Genomic DNA, 22,677 nt, shown 5'->3' with positions numbered 1-22,677 from the left:
AAAAACCCCGTTTCAATTTATGAAACGAGGTTTTTATTTTTATTCTTGCCACGGGTCGGTCACTAATTTTGGTCCCGTCATCGTTTTTAATAAAATCGTATCTGCTCGCTGCTGGGCAAATTCTTCTAGAGAGAAGCCGTTTTGTCCTTTTGTAACCTGAATATCGGTATGAATTTCTGGATAAACTGCCTGCAGTCGATCAATTAAGCCACTTGCTTCACGACGGGGCATTCGAGGAAGATTCGGCAGAATAATATCAACGTCTGAAGCCGCATTAACAACTGGAATTCCTGTAACCAGCTCAAATTGCAAACTGCCGCTGATACCCCAATTATAGCCATTAAGCAGCGGCATGATTTCCCGCAACTTTATAAATGCCGCAAGCTTTGCCCGTTCTTTTGCCAAATTGGGTAAGTACCTTAGTGCTTGCTGCGGACTAATTAGCTTCTGCCACTGCCCTGATGGTAAAAAGGTCGCAAAACGTTGACTTCTATTAAAGCCGCGAATGCCCACTGGAATTTGCGCGCCTTGATCACCACGCCGCACAATCACATAAGGTGCCTGAGCAAGCATTTTTTGTGCCCAAAGCGGTAATTCATGTGGCACTAGTGCGGCAAGATTAGATACCTTAATTAGAGTATGCGGTGGAATTAGTTCCATTCTTCAGCCAGCAATTTTCTAACTTGATTAGTAGCTTTGCGACCGCTAGCCGCGCCATTCACCGCAATCTCATTGGTATAACGAAAAGACAGATCAGTTGGAGCACCTTCCAAACTGGCAAAAGCATCATCTAAAGCTTGTTTAACTGCTCTTACAGCTTGTTCGTCATGGTCATAGCCCTTAACTTGGGGAAGCAAATTGTACAGGGCACCTAATTTTTGATAATTTTCAATATCATACGCCATGGCTGGCACATGTTTAGTCGCTGCTTCAACTTCGGCAATTGTCCGCTGGGTAATTCGTGCGCTGGAAGCCTTACTCATTGCCTGAACTGTTATTGCCAGATCATCTAATGCCACTAACCGGTTAGACTGCAAACCATGTGCCAAAAAGCCGCCAGAAACGGCATCCCCAACAATTAAAGCCACGATTTTGTGACCACTTTGCCGGGCTCTCGCGTAGGCACTGGCACTTGCTGCTAATGCCAAATGGATGCCGATCAATTCTTCTTTATAACCGTAAGCTTGACTAGGCACATCAACTAGTAAGACAATCGGGGTCTTTTCAGCTTTTTCTTTATCCTGTTCAACTAAATCATTAACCACACTAGCAACCGTGAATCCTTCTTCAAGACCCACTTCACCTCGGCGAACTCGTGGAAAACGATTTTGCTCATCCGGCACAATCGCAATGTACTCACGATTATCTTTCTGCGCGTGTAAGACAGTAGCCACCTGACTTGTAGCATTTTTTATGCCGGTTAACAACTCGAACCAATTGCGACCACGAGACTTAGTTTTAGCTTCAGTACCGGCAATTGCGGTTGCCAAGTGGTGCGGCTTAACTGCAACTTCTTGATATAGCTCATTATAAGTAGCAATAGTTAGTGGCTGCTGCAAGTCCAATTGATCGAGTAATGACAGATAAAAGTCACTGCGTTGATCGCGATGGGTATCCTTTTTCTTAGAAATTGCTTCATTAATTGCCAGCTTGATTGAAGTAATATCGTCTGCGGTAACCTCATCAATAATACCGGTCTTTTGCCGCTGCTTGGTACCTAAAGTATCCCAAATCAAATTCTTATCAGAAGCATCCCACTCACGCACGCCAGCTTCCTGTTCAATTACCTCAGGACCATTTAAGCCGATTCTTGCCTTGTCCGTACCGATTAAGTAGGACAATAACGCACTGGTAATTGACATCCCGCCAAAAGAGCCAACACGCCCAGGTATTAGACCAATTACCGGAACATATTTCTTCAAGGCAATTACCATATTTTGGATTTCAGAAATTGCCAGCAGCCCATAATTGGCTTCTTGCAGCCGGACACCGCCCGTATCCAAAATTAGAATGGGGTAGATTGTTTTACCTGCTTGATTATCAGCTAGCGCGTGCTCTAATGCCGCCACAATTTTCGCACCAGAAACTTCACCAATGCCCCCGCCCTGAAATGAACCTTCAATTGAGATAATCACCACTTGCTGATCATTCATGGTTCCCCTCATAATTACGACACCGTCATCTGATTCGGGCACGATATTTTGCGGCTCTAAATGTGGTGAAATCATGCCGGCAAACGGTCCAACTAGTTCACGTTCAGTACCTTGATCGAGTAATGCCTCTGCTCTTTGGCGGGCATGCAATTCCACAAAACTATTGTTCATCTTTTAACGCCTCCATTGCCTGCGTCAAGCGCAAATTTACAACACCCGGTGTTGCGCCGTAATCATTAATTTCAAAATTTGCTAGTAGCGGATAACGCGCAAAGAAGCGTTCCAAAACGTTTCGCCAGACTTTTTGGAAGCCATCACTGCCAGTAATAATTTTAAGATCTGCTTGCTTTTCTGCAGTAGGACGCATAATTATTTCCAAATCGCCAGATGCAACAACGCCAACATGAACGGGGTGCGTGATTGGTTCACTAGCTGTAAAAGTAAAATGTAACTTTTCCATGATTCTAATTCTCCTCTACTAAACTTAACTCCAACTGCGGAATTTAGCTGGCGGCGTGTATAATCCCTTAGACCACTGAACAAGATCTTCCATATTTTGTGCTGCTAGAAGTGAACGCGTTGCCTGATTTCTTTTCACGCCTAAGTCCTCTGGAAAGGCAACAATACCACGTTGACGTAAATCTTCAACTACTGCCGGTTTCGAGCGTAAGCCAACTGGAGTGACGCCCGCGATTGCTTCAATTGCAGCCTGACGTTCAGCCATACTGTCAGTTTTGTAAAGGTAGGCAATTCCTTCCTCGGTAACAATATGAGTTGTATCTTCAGAATAAATCATTATTGGCACGTTTTTCAGTTTGGCTTCCTTTTGAACCGCAACCGCATCTAGTTGATTAACAAACACGGGCTTCTTGTTGGCACCAAAGGTTTCTACCATTTGAACTACTAACTTTTGTCCCTTAGCTAACGGATCATCATCAGGACGCAAACTTTGCCAAGCTGGTGTAGAATGCCGCCGTCCTGTTGGGTTCGAGCCCATATTAGGCGCCCCACCAAAGCCAGATAACCGTCCATGAGTTACTGTCGATGAATTACCATATTGGTCAATTTGTAAGGTTGAACCCACAAACATATCAAGGGCATATTGTCCCGCCATTTGACCATAAGCCCGGTTTGAGCGCATGGTGCCATCAGCGCCAACAAAGAAAACATCAGGCCGAGCCGCGATGTATTTTTCCATGCCAACTTCGCCGCCAAACGAGTGAATCGACTCAATCCAACCTGATTCAATTGCTGGAATCAGTGTTGGTGTTGGATTGACCTCCCAGTTAGGTACAATCTTCCCTTTTAGTCCCAATTGCTCACCATAAGTCGGCAGTAATAATTCAATTGCTGCAGTATTAAAGCCAACGCCATGATTAACTGACTGCACGTTGTGCTTTTCATAAATACCACGAATGGCCATCATTGCCATCAAAATTTGCAGCTCAGTAATGTTTTGCGGATCACGCGTGAATAGCGGCTCTAATTGATACGGTTCATCAGCTGGAATAATTACGTCGACCCAATCTCCAGGAATATCAACTCGCGGAACTCGATCAACAATTTCATTTGCCTGAACAATCACAATCCCATCATGAAACGCAGCAGCTTCCACAATTACCGGTGTTTCTTCAGTATTGTAACCCGTATATAAGTTACCTGAATGATCCACTTGGTCGGCAGCAACTAAGACAACATTAGGTATCAAGTCAATGTACAATCTTGCATACAATTCCAAATATGTATGAATGTCACCAACTTGCAAACTGCCGTCAGCAACCATCTGTGACACACGCGTACTCTGCGGACCCGCATAGGAAAAGTCGATTTTGCTGGCAATGCCATCCTCAAATATGTCCAAGTGTTCAGGTCGCGAAATACTGCTCATAATCATGTGCAGATGATTAACTTTTTCAGGATCAACACTAGCCAAGGTTTTTGATAAAAAACTAGCCTGCTTTTGATTATCGCCTTCCAAAACAACCCTATCGCCGGAATTAATCAGGGTTTCCAAAACTGCCGTGGCATCTTCAGTTTTAGCAAACTTACCATTCAATAACCTGCTCGCATTAGTTAACTTTTGAAGTTTAGCCGCACGGTGTGTGGCCCAATTTTGTTTTACACTCATTTTTACTACCTCTTGTTCCATTTATTTAATAAGTAAACTGCATCCGCAATACTTGTCTGATTAAGGTTAATTTGATATAAATCACCAAATTTTTCCCGCAAAATCGTCTTAAATGGCGCTCCTGGGGCAAAGTTGATAATTACTTCTGGCTGATAGTCACTGGCAACATTAATCATTTCTTCAAAATAAACTGGATGAATTAAATTACTACTTAAATCTGCAGCAATGAACTTTTCCTGCCGCACACTGCGACCCGAATAATTAGCCAAATAGCGGCAGTGGGGTTTACTAATCGTAATTTGACTGATTTCCTGCTGCAATTGTCCTGCCACTTTCTTCATTAGCGGTGAATGCGATGGGACTGGCACCTGCAAGCGTTGGGCGAGCACTGCGCCATTTTGTTTGGCTAACCGCAACACTTGATCAATTCCTGTCAATTTTCCTGAGAGGCAAGTTTGGTTAGCAGCGTTTTGATTTGACAGAAAAACTGGCCCTTTGCGAGTATTTACTTTCTTGACTATTAGTGCCAGTTGCTCCCTAGTCAAACCAACTACTACACCCATGCCATATCCACTTGGATAAGCATCCTGCATTAAACCAGCACGGTGTTTGACAACATGAAACAAATCATCCTGCTTGATTGCACCAGCTGCATAAGCTGCCGCAAAAGCGCCCAAACTATGACCTGCCACTAAATCTGGCTTAATTCCAGCAGCCATTAGTTGGTTAATCTGGTAAACCTGCAATAAGGCAATACTGACTTGCAATTGAACAGAATCCTGGTAGCCCTCGATTGTGTCCAATAACTTTAAATCTAATAATTGCTCAACATGTTCTTTCAATTCTGGCGTAACGTTAGCCAGCATCCCAGCAAACTGATTACCTTGTCCTGAAAATAGCCATAATGCGCGCAAACAATCATCTTCTTTCAATTACGACATTAATTTTAAACTTTATTATCTCCCGAAAAAAGGCTTTATTACCTACTTAAATTTAAAACTATTAATATTTTGATATATTTAAGCTAGTATTTTTATTAAAACAATAAGTATACTGAACTATTTAAAATTATTAATAATCCATAAATATTAAAAATGTTTAGCAATTATTAATTTAATATGCTAAAATTTATAACAAATTTATTAAATAAAAATTAAATGTAAAGGAGTAAAACCATGCGCAAAACTAAAATATTAAGTTCTTTAGGAATTGTAACCGCAGCTGCACTCGCTTTGACTGCTTGTGGCAAGAGCAGTGATACTGCAAACGAAAGCAAGTCTGTAAGTAAATTGCCAGAATCGACACCAGTTAAGCCTGCCAAACAAGGTGGCACTTTGAAGCTAGCTTTGGAAACTGATACCCCATTTTCCGGTATTTTTTCCAATGAATTGTCAACCAGTGACATTGATTCTGCCGTTGCCAGTCCCGGCGCCGAGACTCTCTTTGATACCGATAATCATTACAAAATTACAGACAAGGGTCCCGCGACTTTAAAACTTAATCGCAAAGATAATACAGTAACTATTACTGTTAAAAAAGGCGTTAAGTGGTCAGACGGCAAACAAGTAACTGCTAAAGATCTAGAATATCCTTATGAAATCATTGCCAACAAGGATTCTAAATCTGAACGCTATAACAAGAACTTGGAGAACATTAAGGGCTTAAAGGAATATCATAATGGCAAAGCCCGCAGTATTTCCGGAATCGAAATGCCTGATGGCGATAACGGCCGAACAATTATCATTCATTTTTACGAATTAAAACCTGGCATGTACAACAGCGGCAACCGCTATTTTTGGGAATCTGCCGAGCCATACCATTACTTAAAGAATATCCCGTTTAACAAGTTGGTATCTTCTGATCAAATTAGGAAAAAGCCACTCTTTTTCGGTCCGTTCAAGGCTGCCAAAGTCACTCGTGGGCAATCAGTTACCTGGACACCTAATAAGTACTACTGGCGCGGAAAACCAAAGTTAAACAAAATTATTCTACAAGTTGTTGCTCCTAACTCCGCCACCCAAGCAATTAAAAGCCATAAATTCGATGTCGCTGATATTATTCCTACACAATGGATGCAGGTTAAAGATACCAAAAACGTCAACTTTGTTGCGCAAATTCCCCTGTCTTACCATTATATTGGCTTCAAAGTCGGTAAATGGAATGCCAAAGAGAATAAAAATGTCATGAACAAAAATTCTAAAATGAACAATAAAGCTTTACGTGAAGCTATTGGCTACGCAATGAATGTTGATCAAGTAGATAAACACTACACTCATGGCATCAAGTTCCGTGTACCAACCCTAATCCCAGCACAATATGGTGATTACTCAGACAAAACCAATCCTGGCTTTAATTATGATTTGAAAAAGGCCAATAATATTTTAGATAAGGCTGGCTTCAAAAAGAAGGGCAAGTGGCGTGTTCAGCCAAATGGTAAGCCGCTGACGATTACATTTGCGGCAATGAGTGGTGATACCAACCAAGAACCAATTGTTCAAAACTATTTGCAGCAATGGCACAAAATTGGCTTGAACGTTAAGTTGGCTGGTGGACGCCTAACTGAATTTAATTCATTCTATGATAAGATTCAAAATGATGACCCATCAATTGACATGTATATGGCTGGTTGGGGACTGCCAAGTGAACCATCACCGCAATCGTATTATAGTGAAACTTCGATTTTGAATTACATGCGTTATGTAACACCGGAAAACAATAAATTATTACGAGAAATCGACTCGCCTAAGGCATTTAACCACAAGTATCGCGTTCAGAAATTCCACGAGTGGCAAAAATACATGACTGATGAAGCATGGGCAATCCCAATCGATAACGCTTATACAATTACTGCTGTTAACTCTGATATTACGGGCTATTCAAAAGAACCGGCACAATCAAATAATAACCATCCATTATGGTATAAAGTTGGATTTGTTAAATAATTAAGATTTAAAGATACATGCAAAAAATCTGTACAAAAATTTAATTGTACAGATTTTTTATGTTATTCCTTATTTTTAACTCAGCACTTGCCATTTACTAAGGCATTTGACTTGTATTTTAATTAACGTTTATAAACGATTTTACCATCAGAAATTGTCATGTCTACTTTAGCAAAACGAATATCCATTGGATCAATCTTAAATAAATTACGATCTAAAACAATAATATCAGCTAACTTACCAGCTTCAATTGTTCCTAAATCCTCTTCAAAAGTTTCAGCGTAAGCGGACCACTTAGTATGAGCCTGTAAAGCTTCCGATAAAGTAACAACATGCTCATGGAAATAGCCACCACTAGGCTGACCATCATTAGGTTCGCAGCGTGTAACAGCTGCATAAATCGACCACATTGGATTAACTGAATAAACAGCTGGAAAGTCCGAACCAAAGCCTAAATGACTACCAGAATCAAGAATTTCACGGTATGGCCAAGTATGAGACAGCCTCTCTTGTCCAATACATGGTAAGTACCCACCGCTCATGTAGTCACCAGTACAATGTTGCGGCTGGACACAACACATAATATTTAACTTCTTCAGACGGTTGATATCATCTTGTCTTATCATATCAATATGCTCAATTGAATTATGCAATGTCAACTTACCTAGCCTATCTTTAGCATATTGGTAAGCATCAAGAGCCATCGTACTTGCCTGATCACCAATTGCATGAATTTTTACTGGTAAATCAGCTTTTTGTGCTTCTAAAACATACTTATTTAATTCATCTTGAGTTAATGATGCATCCCCTGAAACACTCGGATCATTATCATACGGCTTACTAAGCAATGCTGTATGAGCTTCAACAACCCCATCTAATACCTGCTTAACTCCAGCAACACGATGTTTTTCAGTATGGTATTTTGATTGTAATTCCTTAGCACCCTTAACATCAGTTAAAGATGGAAATGAAGTTATTCTAGTTGTTAATTCACCACTTTTTTCTAGCTCATCGAAAATCTCTGGAATGTTATCATTAGTTAAGCCTGACGGATAAACATCTGCTACTGAAGTTAAGCCCAATTCACGAAAATGTTTCAAACATTTTAATAATGATTGTTTCAAAGTCGGAACATTTAAGACCTCATCCATCATTGCCTTAGTTGCTGGTGGCTCATATAAAATACCGTTTAATTCACCATCTTCATCATGACCATAAATGCCTCCTTGGGGATTAGGTGTATCTTTTGTAATACCAATTTTTTCTAAAGCGACTTCATTGCACCAGACTGAATGCAGGTCAAACGAATTTAAACAAACTGGTCGATCCAAATTCAGTGCATCTAGTGACTTCTTTGATGGCGTATGTGGCTGATCCCAGACTTCTGAATACCACCCAGTACCATAAATCCATGGATTATCTGGATGAGAATCAGCAAAATCTTTAACCATTTGTACACATTCCTCTTCGCTCTTGCAATCCATCATTTGAATACAAAAGTCCGGATCATTTTGTACTGAACCTAACGAAATATGCATGTGAGAATCATTGAATCCAGGCATAATCAAATGATCACCACAATTAATTACTGTGGTATTCTCATCAATGTAACCCGTTAACCGTGCCAATGGAACTAACTTTAAAATTCGGTTTCCTTTAATCAAGACACATCCAGCTTGCGGCTTGCTATCATTACCAGTAAAAATTGCATTCCCTTTTAAGATATAATCTGCTTTTTCTGTCATCATTATCTCCCTCAATTACTTTTAGCCTTACTACCCAATTCAGGTAAAGCTAAAATACAAATGATTGATAGACCAAAAATCAATGATTCAATTCCTAAATTAATTGCATAATCATTACCCGCAATCTTCGAAACAATAATTGGAATAATATAAGAAATGAGCATAGATACAGTGCCGACAATTCCGCCGGCACTACCAGCATATTTCTCTCCAATCTCTGAGAATTGAATTGGCATTGCTTGCACAATTGGACCACTAATAGCAGTAAAGAAACCATTAATTACTAGCATTACCCATAAAAAGAAGCCAGCTGGTGTATACCAAGTAAAGTACATTACAATTGCACCAATTAACGTTGTCACTGTTAAAAATAGCTTATAACGACCAATTTTATTGCACATTGCCGGTCCAATTAATGAACCAAAGAAACTACCAACAGTAACAATTGCGGCCATAACGCCCGCTGTTGCGTTACTAATATGTTGACCTAACGTCAAAGCTTGTGGCAAAAACCCCGCATATGCAGTAGTTGAAGCAATACCTAAGCCCGCACAAATTGAAACAATCCAAGTATTCTTACTTTTAATAGCGACTTTTAAATATTTCATGGTTGGCTCTGCAGGCGGCAAAGATTCACCCTTAGGTGTATCACGCACAAAAACTATCCAGCATACCGTCAAGATTAATAAAATAACGGATGAAAACATATATGCTGAGTTAACAGTTGCAAACCAAGAACCAGTAATCTGTGACAGCGTGATGCCTAAACATGATGCAGCATAAAAAATTCCCATAGCTGAATCAGTATCCTGTTTAAACCAAGTACCTAAAACTTTAATTAAATTAGCATTAAGTAGCGCGATGAAAATACCACATAATAGAAGCATAATCATCATCATTGCAAAATTAGTAGCAACAAAGCGCCCAAAAGCACCAATTACCGATAAAATACAGCCAACAGTAATAACTCGTTTAGAACCGAACTTATCGCCTAATGATCCTGCTGGAATACTAAGTACAACAGCAACTAACATTGGTGCCATCAATAAACTTGAAAATTCTGCAGTTGTAATATGCAGTTGCGGCATAATGGCAGTTGCTAATGCTGAAATCTGAAATTGAATATAGTTAGCAATTAAGCAAAGCAAACTAACAATTGTCAGAATTACCCAGCGATAGCTGGGTAACTTTTGTTTTTCCATTTTATTTCTTCCCCCTTAATTATGAAGACTAATTACAGATTCAAATTAATAAAACATATAAACATTTTCAATCAACTTTGGTAATATTTTTGCTAATTTGGCAAATTAAGCATACCTAAACTTTAGTATTAGAATATTTAAAAAGCCTGCTAAACTAGCATTTAGCAGGCTTAATTTTATTTTTCTTTATATTCCATAAAAACATGCATCAATTGACTGCGCCGATCAATTGCTAACTTTTTAAAAATACTATAAATATGCGACTTAACTGTACCAACTGAAATATATAATTCATCAGCAATTTCTTGATTCTTTTTACCCTTTAATACTAATCGTAAAATTTCTGATTCACGCTTAGTCATTTTATAATAGTCACAAAACGCAACCACTTGATCTTCTTCATTAGCAACTTCTTTTTCATGGATCATTGCCTGATACTGATTCATCTTGTGTTGAACTAATACTTCTAAATGCATTTTATCTGCTCTTAATTCTTCATGTTTAGCAAACCAAATAACTAAAAAAGACATGACAAGTGAAAATAAATCCTCATTAAAACCAATAATTTTCATATAACTAAGCAATTTATTAAAGCTAAGATTATTCAAACTAGACAAACTAAAATAGATAATACCTTCTATACAAGACAAAAACATAAAGATTCCGGTAATTAACACTGCACGGCTATAATATTCTTGATTGGCTAACTGTTGATTTTTATGCAACTTACAAGCATATAATAGACATAGCATTAAAATTCCTGCATCCTGAATACTTCTTTGCCAAACAACTGTGTGAATATCACCATAAAAAAATAAGACATGACCAATATCTAACACTGCTACGACAATAATCGGTATATAGAAAAGCAACTTTTGCTTTTGCATCAGCATTTTAGCTACAATTTTGACATACAAATCACCGCCAATTAAAAAGAATAAAATTCTAGCAAAATAATAAGTACGTCCATAAACATTCAACCCGCTGTTAGCAGTTCGTAATAAATCAAACGAAAATGCAAATGTACTATCAATAATTAAAACCACATAAAGTAATTCGACATAATAAAAAATACTGTTATTAGTTGCTTTATAAGCATAACTAGAAACATTAATTACCCACAAATATAATATAATGAATGCAATATTATAAATATAAACAAATATCTCCTGCAAAATTAAAGCTCCTATCCCCAATCATGCCAACTTTGTAACTATCTATCTTGAGTTTAACACAATCGCTTACATTAATTTGGCAAACTTTAATAATATTGCTTAGTAAAAACTAAAAAGGCATTAATTCAATCCTTATTTTTAGTGAGGAACTTGAATTAATACCTTTTATTTAGTCGTTAATGATAATTATTCAATAACGTTTAATTTTTTGCCATTTAAGTAAGCTCGTAAATTATCAAAAACAATCTGTAATAAGCGATCACGTGTTTCATGAGGAGCCCATGCAATATGCGGTGTAATGTAACAATTCTTTGCTGTCAATAATGGACTGTCTGCAGCTATCGGCTCTGTTTGCGCAACATCAACACCGGCAGCAGCAACTTTGCCGTCATTTAAAGAAGCAGCTAAGTCCGCCTCATTAATGAGGCCACCGCGAGCCGTATTAATAATGACGACACCGGACTTCATTTGCTTAATTGAACCAGCACAAATCATATTGGTTGTTTCAGGAGTTTGTGGCACGTGCAGCGAGATAATATCTGCCTCTTTGTACAACTCATCAAGACTAACCTGCTTAACCCAATCACCAGGAACTTCTTTAGGACGATGATTGTAGAAAATGACATTCATGTTAAACGCATGCGCAATTTCGGCAACGCGCTTAGCAATTGCACCAAAACCGATTAAGCCAATGGTCTTGCCTTGCAATTCAAATAATGGCTTAGCCCAAAATGTAAAGTCAGGATTGCTCGTCCACTTGCCCTCATGAACTAACTTGTTATGTAAACCAACTTGATTATAAATTTCTAATAATAAGGCAAAAGTAAATTGCGCTACGGCATCTGAACCATAAGTTGGAACGTTTGTAACAGTAACGCCAGCTTTCTTAGCTGCATCAACATCAATCACATTGTAGCCTGTTGCCGTCACCCCTATATACTTTAAGTTCGGCGCTGCATTAATCACCTGTTCATCAAGGGGTGTTTTATTGGTTAAGACAATCTCAGCATCATCAATCCGGCGCAAAATTTCTGCGTTATCATCAACTGGTGTCCGATCATATAATCTGTATTCGCCAAATTCTTTTAGTGGTGTCCAATCTAAATCACCTGGGTTCAAGGCATAACTATCCAAATTTACAATTTTCACGCTGTTTCCTCGTTTCTATCATCAAAGAATTTTAATCAATCTTATTATAGCAATTAATTAGATTAATTATCGCTCTATTGCTTATTTTTAACGCATCACTTAGCTAACTAAAATATTGCGATAAACCCAGCTTTAAATTTGTTATTACAGCAGATTATTTTAAAACAATAAAACTATAATTATATTCATTTATATCTATTTTTTACGAGAAACAAAAAGTAATCACTTTAGCTTGGCAGAGCTGATGATTACTAGATAATTATTATTTGCCACCACTTTAGCTAGTGGCTTCTGTAAGGAGTTCTATTCCCATTAGAACTTCTTTTCTTTTGTCATTATAGCGCATGAATTTTGAGAATAAAACTTATACTCTTGAGTCGCATCATCAATTCTTCTTTTCGTTTAAGCAACGACTGAATACTTAAGTCATATCACAATTATTATTCTATCGCCTATTTTTAATGTATTACTCAGATAGTTAGAATATTGTCAATAATTATTTGGATAATTTAGTATTAGTTAGTTTCTATCACATGATACATTTACTTGGGAACGGGATACTTTTTCAAGTTTATATAAAAAAGTATCTGAAAAGAACGATTTATCATTTAAACAATCTTCGATTATTTCAGTAGCAAATATGTATTTCAAAAAAGAAATTAAACAATCAGATATAAATTATATGAAAACATATAATGTTTTTCGCTTAGGTGATATTGCTTTTGAAGGTAATAAAAGTAAAAATTATGCATTTGGAAGATTTGTCGAAAACGATATTGGAGATGGTATAGTATCACATGTTTTCAATGTATTCAGACCTATAAAAAAATATGATTTATATTATTGGAAGCACTTTATCAATAATGAGATTTTTATGCGTAATATCCTTAGAAAATCAACGATTAAAGCTACTATGATGAATAATTTAGTAACTTCTGATTTTTTAAAACAAAAAGTTATGTTTCCTATTTATGAAGAACAAAAACAGATAGGACAATTCCTTAAAAATATTGATTACCTAATAACTCTCCAAGAACGTAAGCTAGAACTGTATAAACAACTTAAGAAATATTTGCTTCAAAAGATGTTTGCCAATGAACAGGAAAAAGTCCCTCAAATTAGATTTAAAGGGTTTTATGAAGATTGGAAAGTAAACTCATTACACAAAATGGTAAATATTTTTGATGGCGTTCACCAAACTCCAAATTATACTGATTATGGTATAAAGTTTTTAAGCGTAGAAAACATTAAAACACTTAATTCAACTAAATATATTTCAAAAAAGGATTTCAAAAAAGATTTTAAAAATCCGCCTCAAAAGGGTGATATATTTATGACAAGAATTGGAAGTGTAGGTGTTGCAAATATTTATAAAAGACGAGAATCTGTGGCATATTATGTTAGTCTTGCTTTAATAAAACCTAAAAGTATCAATTCATTATTTCTATTTAGTTCTATTAATACCCCACAAGTTCAAAAAGAAATTTGGAAAAGGACTTTACAAGTGGCTTTTCCTAAAAAAATAAATAAGGAAGAAATAGGTAAAATAAAGCTAAAGTTTCCACTTTTGAAAGAACAATTTGATATAGGGGGATTTTTTGAAAAAATAGATTTACAAATTAAATCTATAGAAACAACAAATATATTTCATTCTATTAAACAATACTTTCTTCAAAATTTATTTTGTTAACATACATTAAAAAGCCATATTCTTCAACTAAAGAATATGGCTTTATTTTTTAAATAGTTCTGCATGACTGCATATTCTAATAAGTGCCAAAGTTGTTTTATTAATTTGATAGATTAATAATCGATCTAGCTTTATATGGTATTAAAGATAATTAGAATAATTCCCATCCCAAGCATTATTTTTATGATTTTAAGACAAGCTGTAATTTTGCTCAAATTCATGAATAATCAGCTTAAGTTGAGTTATTGGTAATACTTGCTTGTTATATCATTTGACATCTTTATTTAACTTAGCTGTAACTTTAATATTTTAACTTAGTTTAAATACCTAAATCATGCCACTATTCATCTAAATCATCGTATGTATTGGCCTTAGATACGTCTTCATTCGTAGTATCTAGAGTTTCTTCATTTAGTATTTTAGATTTTTTAACTACAAAAAGTAAGCCATTATTTCATGTAATTTGTTGATAAAAAATTTTCAAGGCAGTTGAACAATGCCGTTCTAAATCTTTTAAGATTCTTTCTGCTTCATCCACAAGTTTGCTATCCATTTGTACCTGCAAAGTTTTATTAATAATATCGCCTCAAATCAATTTTATTATTATTTGTATTTAGCAATAATTTGTGGCTACAAATGCATTACTTTTTGACCATTATCCAACATAGTTTAAGCTAATTAAGCCCTATGAGTAAAATTATTTGGAGGTATTATTTTTATGAACAAGCAGTTATTTTGGGAGTATTTTGAAGAATGGATAGAATTATATAAAAATGGTGCAGTTAGACCTGTTACCTTTGCAAAGTATCAGATTACTCTTAGAACGTTGAAGAAATTAGCACCTAATGTTACTTTAGATCAATTAGATCGTAAATTATATCAAAAAATTATTAATGAATATGCGAAAAATCATGAGCATCAAACGGTAATTGATTTTAATCGTCATCTTAAGTCTTCGCTAATTGATGCTCTTGACGATGAGTTAATTAAGCGTGATCCAACCCGAAAAGTCGTTATTAAAGGAACAATAATTCGTAATCACAAGAAGAAATATCTTAGTCAAAAAGAGCTCATTAAATTAATGCGAGAATTGGAAATAGGCCCAAGAATTTCTTGGGACTATTTTATTTTGCTTGTAGCTAAAACGGGTTTAAGGTTTAGTGAAGTATTGGGATTAACTGCTAAAGATTTTGATTTTGAAGCTAGAACTCTTAATGTTAATAAGACTTGGGATTATAAATCAAAAATTGGCAATTTTATCCCAACTAAAAATGATTCATCAATTCGCAAAATACCAATTGATCGCAAGTTAAATACACAATTTAAACATTTAACTAAAAAAATGAATGTAAGTAAGCCAATATTCGTTCAGAAGCAACAACGCATATTTAATTCCACAATTAATAATCGCTTGGAAATTTTATGTAAACGTGCTAATATTCCAATAATCAGTGTTCATGGTTTAAGACATACTCACGCTAGTGTGCTACTCTACGCTGGTGTTTCAATTGCTTCAGTTGCTAGGAGACTGGGCCATTCCAGTATTACAACAACTCAAGAAACATATCTTCATGTGATTCGCGAACTAGATAATCAAGATAACAATAAAATTATTAATTATATTTCAACGTTGAAATAGTTAATGGAGTCAAAACGTGAAAGTTCACAAAAGATTATATTAAGTACGAAAAAAGTCAGATCATTGTAATTTTGTCAATGAAACTTTAGATCTTAAAAATGCTGATGTACTAAAAAAGTGCGTGAATGATAAACAGATAAGACACGCTTTACTAACGTAGATGACATAGATTGCTATAATTTATAGCGTATCATTGGCATTGCCAATAATAGGTAAAATAGTTTATATATTTTTTGTTAAAGCTATTGAAAATAGACGATAATTTTCTTCAAATCAAATAAAAAGGACATACTTTTTCTGAATTAATTGAAAAATATGTCCTTTTTTGTATGTATTATATTGTGATTAACAGAATAAATTTTGGAGAAGATATTGTTTAAGTTGTTTATATAACTTTAGTTTGTGATTTTTGCCAGTAATGAGACTATCTAAATTCAAGAAAAGTGAGCTGATTTTTTGTTGTTCGTTTAATGATGGATGATTTAACATAACTTTTTTTAAATCAGAATTATGTAAATGAACTACAGACTTTCCTTGTGCATGTTTGGACAATTCTTTTTGCTGTGTACCATTAGAAATATTTAAGGCAAGGAATACAGAACTAATATCTTTTCCTGTATCAATAATATTTAAATCTCCAGCTAAAATAATTCCTGATGTTCCAATAGCTGAAGCCCTTGATATATCTTTTGCAGTTTCTCCAGAAGCTGGTACAATGACTTCACCACCTGTACTAACTACAGAATTGACTTTTTTATTTACAAAAGTATCAACTTTTTTAATTACCGTTTCGTACTGTGTATAAAGGCGACCATAAAGAATAATTGGTTCGCCACTATCTTTTAAATCATTTTTTGTATAACCAATGCCTTTTGAAAATTTAGCTAGTTTTTCAAGCTTATGTTGTTCCCAATCTTCATTAAATCCTTTAAATCTAATTTGAGGGACTTTTTCCTGTTCATTGGCAAACATCTTTTGAAGCAAATATTTCTTAAGTTGTTTATACAGTTCTAGCTTACGTTCTTGGAGAGTAATAAAAAGAATGATTTTTTTAAAAAAGTTGCCAATAATAAGCTGCTCATCAATATTAGGCTTATTTAAATCAATTTGATAAAAAGCTTCTAAATCAAGATTTCGTCTAACTACACTTGCTCCTTGGACTGATACATTTTTATATTTTTCCAACATTTTTTTTGTTTTAAGTTGTGGCTCAATGAAGCTTGAATCAATATTAGTAAAGTTAAATGTTTTATAACTAGGAGAAACCAATCCAACACCAATATTATTAACGTTTATATTTCCTAACCATAAATTTTGTGGGGAAAGTATTAAATCACCATTTTTAACAATCTTGTATCCAGTATTTGAATTGCCAGAAACACGACCATTTCGAAACTCCATACCACTATTAGTACTAGAAAGAATTTTATATTGATTTTCTATTTTTGATTTTTTATTGAATTCAGACAATATATTTTTTAGTTTATCCCGTTCCCAAGCGTTAGTGAATCCTTTGAATCTAATTCGCGGTACATTAGTATCTTTACTCATTCTTGAACAACTCCTTCAGCAATTCTATTTCTTGATTTGATTGTTCATCAGAACCTACTAAGTCATTCAAATCTTCTAATATAGAGCTATTTAGCTCCCTAATCTTTTTATCAGTTTCTTGAATTTCAGCCACGACTTTTTTAATGTCAACTGGTGGTTCTTCTTCAAATGTATCTACATAACGTGGAATATTAAGATTATATTCGTTTTCCTTAATTTCGTCTAAACTAGCGTCATGAGCATACTTATCAACATCTTCACGCTTAAGATAAGTGGAAACAATCTTATCAATATCCTTTTCACGCAATAGATTTTGATTTTTACCTTTTTCAAAATCCTTGCTGGCATCAATAAAGAAGATATCTTTGCACTCACGCTTTTTCTTTAATACCAAAATAACGGTTGGAATACTAGTTGAATAGAATAACCCTGCTGGCAATCCAATTACAGCATCAAGACGATTTTTATCAATTAAGGCCTGACGAATTTTTCCTTCTTTAGCACCTCTAAACAAAACACCGTGAGGTAAAACAATCGCCATTGTACCGCTATCTTTTAAGTGGTATAAACCATGCAAAACAAAGGAGTAATCTGCTTTACTCTTAGGTGGTAATGCGCCATATTCCCCAAAGCGCGGATCCTTTAATTTTCGGTCGTCATTATCCCACTTTTGCGAATATGGAGGATTCATCACGACTGCATCAAAAGTTTGTGGACCTTCACTACCATCAACATTTTTACGCTCAGGCCAATCTTCTTCCAAAGTATCAGCATTAGATAAAGTCATATTCTGATATGGTACATGGTGCATCATTAAGTTCATCCGTGCCAAGTTGTATGTTGTCGTATTTAATTCTTGTCCATAGAAGCGAACTGAAATCTTTTTGCCAAATTGTTTACTTAATTCACCTTGAACTGTTAATAACAATGACCCTGAGCCCATCGCAGCATCATAGACACTAAACGGCTCACCATTATTCTTGGCAGATGCAGTTGCTAATCTAGCTAAAACTTGTGAAACTTCGTGTGGTGTATAAAACTCCCCGGCTTTTTTACCAGAATTACCGGCAAACTTAGCAATCAGATATTCATAAACATCCCCTAGAATATCATGACCAGATTCATCGTTATATTCAAACTGATCAACCAAATTAACAATTTTCATTAATGACTTAGCACGTTGATTAGTATTATTTCCTAAACGACTGTTACCTAGGTTAATATCGGCAAAGACCCCACTAAAATCTTGTTCGGCATTAGTATTAATCTTAGTGTTATCGTTAAAGCGATTAAACATCTCTTGAAAATCTTCAGGCTTCAACGTATTATTATTGACTTTATCAGTAATCGACTGCCAAGTATATTCTGGTTCAATTGCATAACCTAAGTCTTCCGCAATTGCCGTCAGGAAGTCTTGCAGCTCATCGCCTACTGCTTGCTTGAGATAGTCTTTATTTAATTCTTCAAAATTATTTCCAGTCAATAAGTCACTTTTACGTAAATGATCTAATTGATTTTCAGACAAATACCGATAAAACATGAAACCCAGAATATAATTACGGTATTCATCAGCTGCCATATTTCCTCGCAATTCATTGGCCATAGCCCATAATTTGCTTGTAATTTCTTGAGCACGATTTTCACTCATTAGTTTCTCCCTTACTTATTTAACTGATCTGCAAATTTTTTAAATGATTGACGTAATTTAGTATGATATTTAATTTTACTAAGCTCTCTAACCATTGCATCTTCTGCGTCATTTTGATAATTCTGTTGGCCTTCCTGCACTATCTTAGATAGACCACCTTCAACATCTAAGTCATCTTGGCCAACAACGTGTTTTTCCAATAACTCATTGATTCTTTGTGAATCAGTAATATCAACTAAACCCCATTTTTTCTTAAAGTCTAAAATTTCTGTTCGATGGTTCTTCTCTGTATGATTTTTAATTAACTGTTTTACTTCTTCTGATAAAACCGGATACTTTTGAATATCCACTTTATGAGCCATCAGATCATTAGCTACAATTTGAACATCTTTAGCATATTTTTCATCATCTAACTGTGCACTCAAGTTTTCAATTTGTAGTTTGGTTTTGGCTGCTTCAGTCATTTGTTCATCATTAACTTGATTTGCCAATTGTGCAATTAACTCATCGAGGTAGTCATAGTCAACATCAATATCTTTGATGTGTTCCATTTCTAAGGTTAAATCACTAACGTCTAAATGTCGGCTTTTAGCTACACATTCCTTTATTTGACTAGTGAAGGCGCCCGTTAGTTTTGCCTCATCATCTTCAGACATTCCTAATTCTTGCAATAATTTTTCTGGATGCTCCTCATCATACTTTTCGTCCTGCTTAATTCTAGCCATTGAGTGACTGTAATTGTTCAGAGTGTTATACATTTGCTTTTGTTTAACTTCACTATGAGGAATATCATCAAAGTTATTAGTTAATGTAGCTAATTCATCTACTGTCTTCTTTAATGACTCAATTTCTTCATCGTATGACTTGGCTAAAATTGATGTTGCTGCAACTTCAGGTAATTCTTCTTGTACAAAAGCAGATTGCCTATCAGCATAGGTTGCTAAAGCTTGCTTCATTAGTTTTTCAGCATTCTTAGGCCAGCGATAATTAACAATGCGACCAAACGGCTTTTTCTGCATATCATGAACCCTATTTGTTCTTGAATAAGCTTGAATCAACGCTGATCCTTTCAGCGTTCGGTCAACATAAAGAGTATTTAATTCAGGAGCATCAAAACCCGTCAATAATTGATCAACTACGATTACTAAATCTAGGTAGTTTCGATCATCTGCACTGCGATTGAGCCTAGACATTAGGTCTTGTTCATAATCATCTACTTGATCATCTGTAAAGTTGGTATTGAACAGTGAATTATAATTATCCATTGCTCTTCTTAAACTAGTATTATTAACTAATTGAGTATCATCATTACTTGTACTTTGACTAAAAGTTACAGCAACCTTTAATGGTTTAGCCATAGTTGCCATCTGCTTATTAAATTCATCAAGATACATCATTGCCATTTCTGATGAAGAACCTTGTCCAACATGTGTAGTCAGTAATGCATTATATTGCCCCTTATTGGAACGCTTATCCCACTTTTCCAAAATATCCGCAACTACTTTTTCAACATGCCTAGAATTTCGGTCATAAACACTTGGCTCCACCATCTCGTCCATATCATCGGGTGTTAAATTAGTAATTCGTTCTTCAATTTGGGCTGAGGAGAATTTAGGGTATCTACATTTAAAGTATCTTGGTAAATATTGGTTCTTCATCACTTCTTCTGATAAAGTCGTTTCAAAATCAACTTTAAAGCCTAAAACATTTTTATCAGAAATTGCGTCCTTGATGGTGTAGATATGCAGCGGGTCGCCGAATATTTCTTGCGTAGTTGGACCTTTTTTAGCATCAAAATTTGGCGTTCCTGTATAACCAACAAATGCTGATTTTGGAAATGCTGCTTTAATCTTTTGCATCATGTCACCAGCAGTAGAACGATGTGCTTCATCCATGATAAAGACAATATTTTTATCAGAACCATAAACCTCCTTATGACTTGCAAGACTAGATAATTTTTGAATTGAAGTCACGATAATATTATTGCTCTTAGACCGTAATTGCCGGCCCAAATCATAATGATTTTTGGTTTTAGAAATTGACCCACCAGCAGCAGTATCTGCTGTTGGATCATAGGCTAAATACTGTTCAAAAGTTTGTTTAGTTAATGCTTTTCGATCAACCGCAAAAACAACTTTATCAACATTAGGTAATCTGGCAGCTAACCAAGCAGCTTTAAATGAACTAATGGTTTTACCAGAACCTGTTGTATGCCAAATATAGCCAACCTCTTTAGGGTCAAAGCCAAAAGAATGATGCCGTAATTTTTCTAAAATTCGTTTAGTTGCATATACCTGATAAGGACGCATTACTTTAACATTTTCATGATTTTTTGTACCGTCTAAAATCATAAAGTTAGTCGCCATTTCATGGGCCATCGGAATTGAGAGCATTTGTCTAGCAAACTCACGCCATTCATATACTGGATGGTTGTCTTTTTCTCTTTGCCAACGAAAAGCAAAGTCTGTATTAAACTTATCCAAAGTAGTATTAGCCATATAACGTGCATCATGCGGCGTTAATGCAACTAAAATCTGTACTGTTGAAAAAATATCACTGTACTGATTTTCCGAAATATATTGTTGCATCTGGTTAAGTGCTTCTTTGGCATCGTGAGCATCAGCTTTTTCTTCAATTTGAATAATCGGCAAACCATTAATTAATAGGGTTGTATCAAATCTTCGTTTTTTGCGGCCTACTATTACAGGTTCACGCCAAATTTGATTAGCAACTTGATAAACAGTATTACCTGCACCAATGTGACTTTGATCAAAAACAGTAAGGAAAACATGATTGCCATTATCCAAATCTACTTCAACCTGGGAAATTCCATTAATTCCGTATAAAAATTGCCCTGCTTCATAAGGTGTAGATAAATTCTTGATTTGTACCTTAACTTGGTTAAATTCATTATTTGTTAATGGTTGATCTAATTTATCCTGATTATTTTGCTCTAAAATTTGCTTAAAATTCGCCCATAATTGGTCAGTAGCTTTTATTTCTGACATATAAGTCCATTGCTTATCACCGCCAATTTTAGTTAAATAATCAATTAGTTCATCTTCAAATTTTAATTCGCTATGCTCAAATGTCATAAAATTCCCTTGTTTTAACTTTAAAAGTAGTATTTTTCTTAAGTATATATGTATTATACAATTAATTAATAAGATTTTAGTAAAAAGAATGACAAAACTTGAATCCTTCAATTTTAAAAATTCTCCTTTAATCTAATTAATTGTTATAATTGATAATAATTACTATAAAAAGAAGGTACAAAAATGATTAAATTTTATGGTTATAAACGTTGCTCAACCTCGCGCAGTGCTGAAAAGTGGCTCCACGAACATGATGTTGACGTCGACTTTCAAGACTTGGTAGAACAGCCACCTAAAAAAGAAGACCTAGTTAAGTGGATGACTGACCACCAAGACCGCGGTTTGCGCTACTTCTTCAACACCCACGGCATGGACTACCGCAAATTGCATTTAAAGGATCAATTACCAAGTATGACCATTGATGAAGCAGCTGAGATGATGTCCAAGAACGGCAAGTTAATCAAACGTCCATTAGTTGTTGATGGCGACAAATTAACTTGTGGCTTTAATGAAGATGTTTACAAAGATACTTGGCTATAAGGGCGAGCTTAATGCTCGTT

Annotated in this window: 16 protein-coding genes and 1 pseudogene; 5 read left to right on the top strand and 12 right to left on the bottom strand. The window is 35.5% G+C overall.

What is annotated here, in order from left to right; all coding sequences use genetic code 11:
- Positions 1-39: 39 nt before the first annotated feature.
- From PT281_RS06580 to PT281_RS06560, 5 genes are read right to left on the bottom strand one after another with little or no spacing between them, the layout of a single operon-like run.
- Positions 40-660: a malonate decarboxylase holo-ACP synthase gene (locus tag PT281_RS06580; protein ID WP_277153107.1), complete on the bottom strand. Its 621-nt coding sequence runs from the start codon at positions 658-660 to the stop codon at positions 40-42.
- A complete protein-coding gene (gene mdcD / locus PT281_RS06575) occupies positions 651-2,324 on the bottom strand; it encodes a biotin-independent malonate decarboxylase subunit beta (protein WP_277153105.1) in 1,674 nt (557 codons plus the stop codon). The genes PT281_RS06580 and mdcD overlap by 10 nt, the downstream gene beginning before the upstream one ends.
- Positions 2,314-2,613: a malonate decarboxylase subunit delta gene (locus tag PT281_RS06570; RefSeq protein ID WP_277153103.1), complete on the bottom strand. Its 300-nt coding sequence runs from the start codon at positions 2,611-2,613 to the stop codon at positions 2,314-2,316. The genes mdcD and PT281_RS06570 overlap by 11 nt, the downstream gene beginning before the upstream one ends.
- A gap of 24 nt (positions 2,614-2,637) precedes the next feature.
- Positions 2,638-4,302: a malonate decarboxylase subunit alpha gene (gene mdcA / locus PT281_RS06565; protein WP_277153101.1), complete on the bottom strand. Its 1,665-nt coding sequence runs from the start codon at positions 4,300-4,302 to the stop codon at positions 2,638-2,640.
- On the bottom strand, positions 4,287-5,213 hold the full coding sequence (locus tag PT281_RS06560) for an acyltransferase domain-containing protein (protein ID WP_277153099.1): 927 nt from the start codon (positions 5,211-5,213) through the stop codon (positions 4,287-4,289). Before PT281_RS06560 ends, mdcA begins: the two co-directional genes overlap by 16 nt.
- Positions 5,214-5,456: 243 nt before the next feature.
- Here PT281_RS06560 and PT281_RS06555 point away from each other — a divergent pair, with 243 nt between their 5' ends.
- On the top strand, positions 5,457-7,223 hold the full coding sequence (locus tag PT281_RS06555; protein WP_277153097.1) for an oligopeptide ABC transporter substrate-binding protein: 1,767 nt from the start codon (positions 5,457-5,459) through the stop codon (positions 7,221-7,223).
- A 122-nt stretch (positions 7,224-7,345) separates the two neighbouring features.
- Here PT281_RS06555 and PT281_RS06550 read toward each other — a convergent pair whose 3' ends face one another.
- The 4 genes from PT281_RS06550 to PT281_RS06535 form a co-directional block, all read right to left on the bottom strand.
- Positions 7,346-8,968, bottom strand: a complete 1,623-nt coding sequence (locus PT281_RS06550) for an amidohydrolase (protein WP_277153095.1) — start codon at positions 8,966-8,968, stop codon at positions 7,346-7,348.
- A gap of 11 nt (positions 8,969-8,979) precedes the next feature.
- Positions 8,980-10,170 carry an MFS transporter gene (locus PT281_RS06545; protein WP_277153093.1) on the bottom strand — a complete coding sequence of 397 codons (1,191 nt, stop codon included), beginning with the start codon at positions 10,168-10,170 and terminating at the stop codon, positions 8,980-8,982.
- 176 nt (positions 10,171-10,346) lie between these two features.
- Entirely contained in the window at positions 10,347-11,345 is a 999-nt protein-coding gene (locus PT281_RS06540) for a helix-turn-helix transcriptional regulator (RefSeq protein ID WP_277153091.1), read from the bottom strand.
- A 186-nt stretch (positions 11,346-11,531) separates the two neighbouring features.
- Entirely contained in the window at positions 11,532-12,494 is a 963-nt protein-coding gene (locus PT281_RS06535) for a D-2-hydroxyacid dehydrogenase (RefSeq protein ID WP_277153090.1), read from the bottom strand.
- Positions 12,495-13,095: 601 nt separating this feature from the next.
- Between PT281_RS06535 and PT281_RS06530 the strand changes: the two are divergent.
- The 3 genes and pseudogenes from PT281_RS06530 to PT281_RS06520 form a co-directional block, all read left to right on the top strand.
- Positions 13,096-13,530: pseudogene (locus PT281_RS06530) on the top strand (restriction endonuclease subunit S); the annotation flags it as partial.
- A gap of 48 nt (positions 13,531-13,578) precedes the next feature.
- A complete protein-coding gene (locus tag PT281_RS06525) occupies positions 13,579-14,184 on the top strand; it encodes a restriction endonuclease subunit S (protein WP_277153152.1) in 606 nt (201 codons plus the stop codon).
- A 718-nt stretch (positions 14,185-14,902) separates the two neighbouring features.
- Positions 14,903-15,823 (top strand): site-specific integrase, encoded by a 921-nt coding sequence (locus PT281_RS06520; protein WP_277153088.1) that lies wholly within the window; start codon positions 14,903-14,905, stop codon positions 15,821-15,823.
- A gap of 345 nt (positions 15,824-16,168) precedes the next feature.
- Here PT281_RS06520 and PT281_RS06515 read toward each other — a convergent pair whose 3' ends face one another.
- Genes PT281_RS06515 through PT281_RS06505 form a run of 3 tightly spaced genes read right to left on the bottom strand, consistent with a single transcriptional unit; the run spans position 16,169 to position 22,117 of the window.
- Complete coding sequence (locus PT281_RS06515) at positions 16,169-17,374, bottom strand: restriction endonuclease subunit S (RefSeq protein WP_277153086.1); 1,206 nt, start codon at positions 17,372-17,374, stop codon at positions 16,169-16,171.
- A complete protein-coding gene (locus PT281_RS06510) occupies positions 17,367-19,022 on the bottom strand; it encodes a type I restriction-modification system subunit M (RefSeq protein ID WP_277153085.1) in 1,656 nt (551 codons plus the stop codon). Before PT281_RS06510 ends, PT281_RS06515 begins: the two co-directional genes overlap by 8 nt.
- 11 nt (positions 19,023-19,033) lie before the next feature.
- On the bottom strand, positions 19,034-22,117 hold the full coding sequence (locus PT281_RS06505) for an HsdR family type I site-specific deoxyribonuclease (RefSeq protein ID WP_277153083.1): 3,084 nt from the start codon (positions 22,115-22,117) through the stop codon (positions 19,034-19,036).
- 183 nt (positions 22,118-22,300) lie between these two features.
- Here PT281_RS06505 and PT281_RS06500 point away from each other — a divergent pair, with 183 nt between their 5' ends.
- Positions 22,301-22,657, top strand: coding sequence for an arsenate reductase family protein (locus tag PT281_RS06500; protein WP_277153081.1), 357 nt, complete (start codon positions 22,301-22,303; stop codon positions 22,655-22,657).
- Positions 22,658-22,677: the final 20 nt, after the last annotated feature.

It is taken from the genome of Lactobacillus sp. ESL0701, assembly GCF_029433445.1.
Lineage (GTDB): Bacteria > Bacillota > Bacilli > Lactobacillales > Lactobacillaceae > Lactobacillus.
This window is presented reverse-complemented; position numbering and strand designations above follow the sequence as displayed.

What these genes read in the sequence shown, in the direction of transcription:
- PT281_RS06580 (WP_277153107.1), bottom strand. Translation starts at nt 660, where the DNA reads ATGGAACTAATTCCACCGCATACTCTAATTAAGGTATCTAATCTTGCC.
- mdcD (WP_277153105.1), bottom strand. Translation starts at nt 2,324, where the DNA reads ATGAACAATAGTTTTGTGGAATTGCATGCCCGCCAAAGAGCAGAGGCA.
- PT281_RS06570 (WP_277153103.1), bottom strand. Translation starts at nt 2,613, where the DNA reads ATGGAAAAGTTACATTTTACTTTTACAGCTAGTGAACCAATCACGCAC.
- mdcA (WP_277153101.1), bottom strand. Translation starts at nt 4,302, where the DNA reads ATGGAACAAGAGGTAGTAAAAATGAGTGTAAAACAAAATTGGGCCACA.
- PT281_RS06555 (WP_277153097.1), top strand. Translation starts at nt 5,457, where the DNA reads ATGCGCAAAACTAAAATATTAAGTTCTTTAGGAATTGTAACCGCAGCT.
- PT281_RS06550 (WP_277153095.1), bottom strand. Translation starts at nt 8,968, where the DNA reads ATGACAGAAAAAGCAGATTATATCTTAAAAGGGAATGCAATTTTTACT.
- PT281_RS06545 (WP_277153093.1), bottom strand. Translation starts at nt 10,170, where the DNA reads ATGGAAAAACAAAAGTTACCCAGCTATCGCTGGGTAATTCTGACAATT.
- PT281_RS06525 (WP_277153152.1), top strand. Translation starts at nt 13,579, where the DNA reads ATGTTTGCCAATGAACAGGAAAAAGTCCCTCAAATTAGATTTAAAGGG.
- PT281_RS06520 (WP_277153088.1), top strand. Translation starts at nt 14,903, where the DNA reads ATGAACAAGCAGTTATTTTGGGAGTATTTTGAAGAATGGATAGAATTA.
- PT281_RS06515 (WP_277153086.1), bottom strand. Translation starts at nt 17,374, where the DNA reads ATGAGTAAAGATACTAATGTACCGCGAATTAGATTCAAAGGATTCACT.
- PT281_RS06510 (WP_277153085.1), bottom strand. Translation starts at nt 19,022, where the DNA reads ATGAGTGAAAATCGTGCTCAAGAAATTACAAGCAAATTATGGGCTATG.
- PT281_RS06505 (WP_277153083.1), bottom strand. Translation starts at nt 22,117, where the DNA reads ATGACATTTGAGCATAGCGAATTAAAATTTGAAGATGAACTAATTGAT.
- PT281_RS06500 (WP_277153081.1), top strand. Translation starts at nt 22,301, where the DNA reads ATGATTAAATTTTATGGTTATAAACGTTGCTCAACCTCGCGCAGTGCT.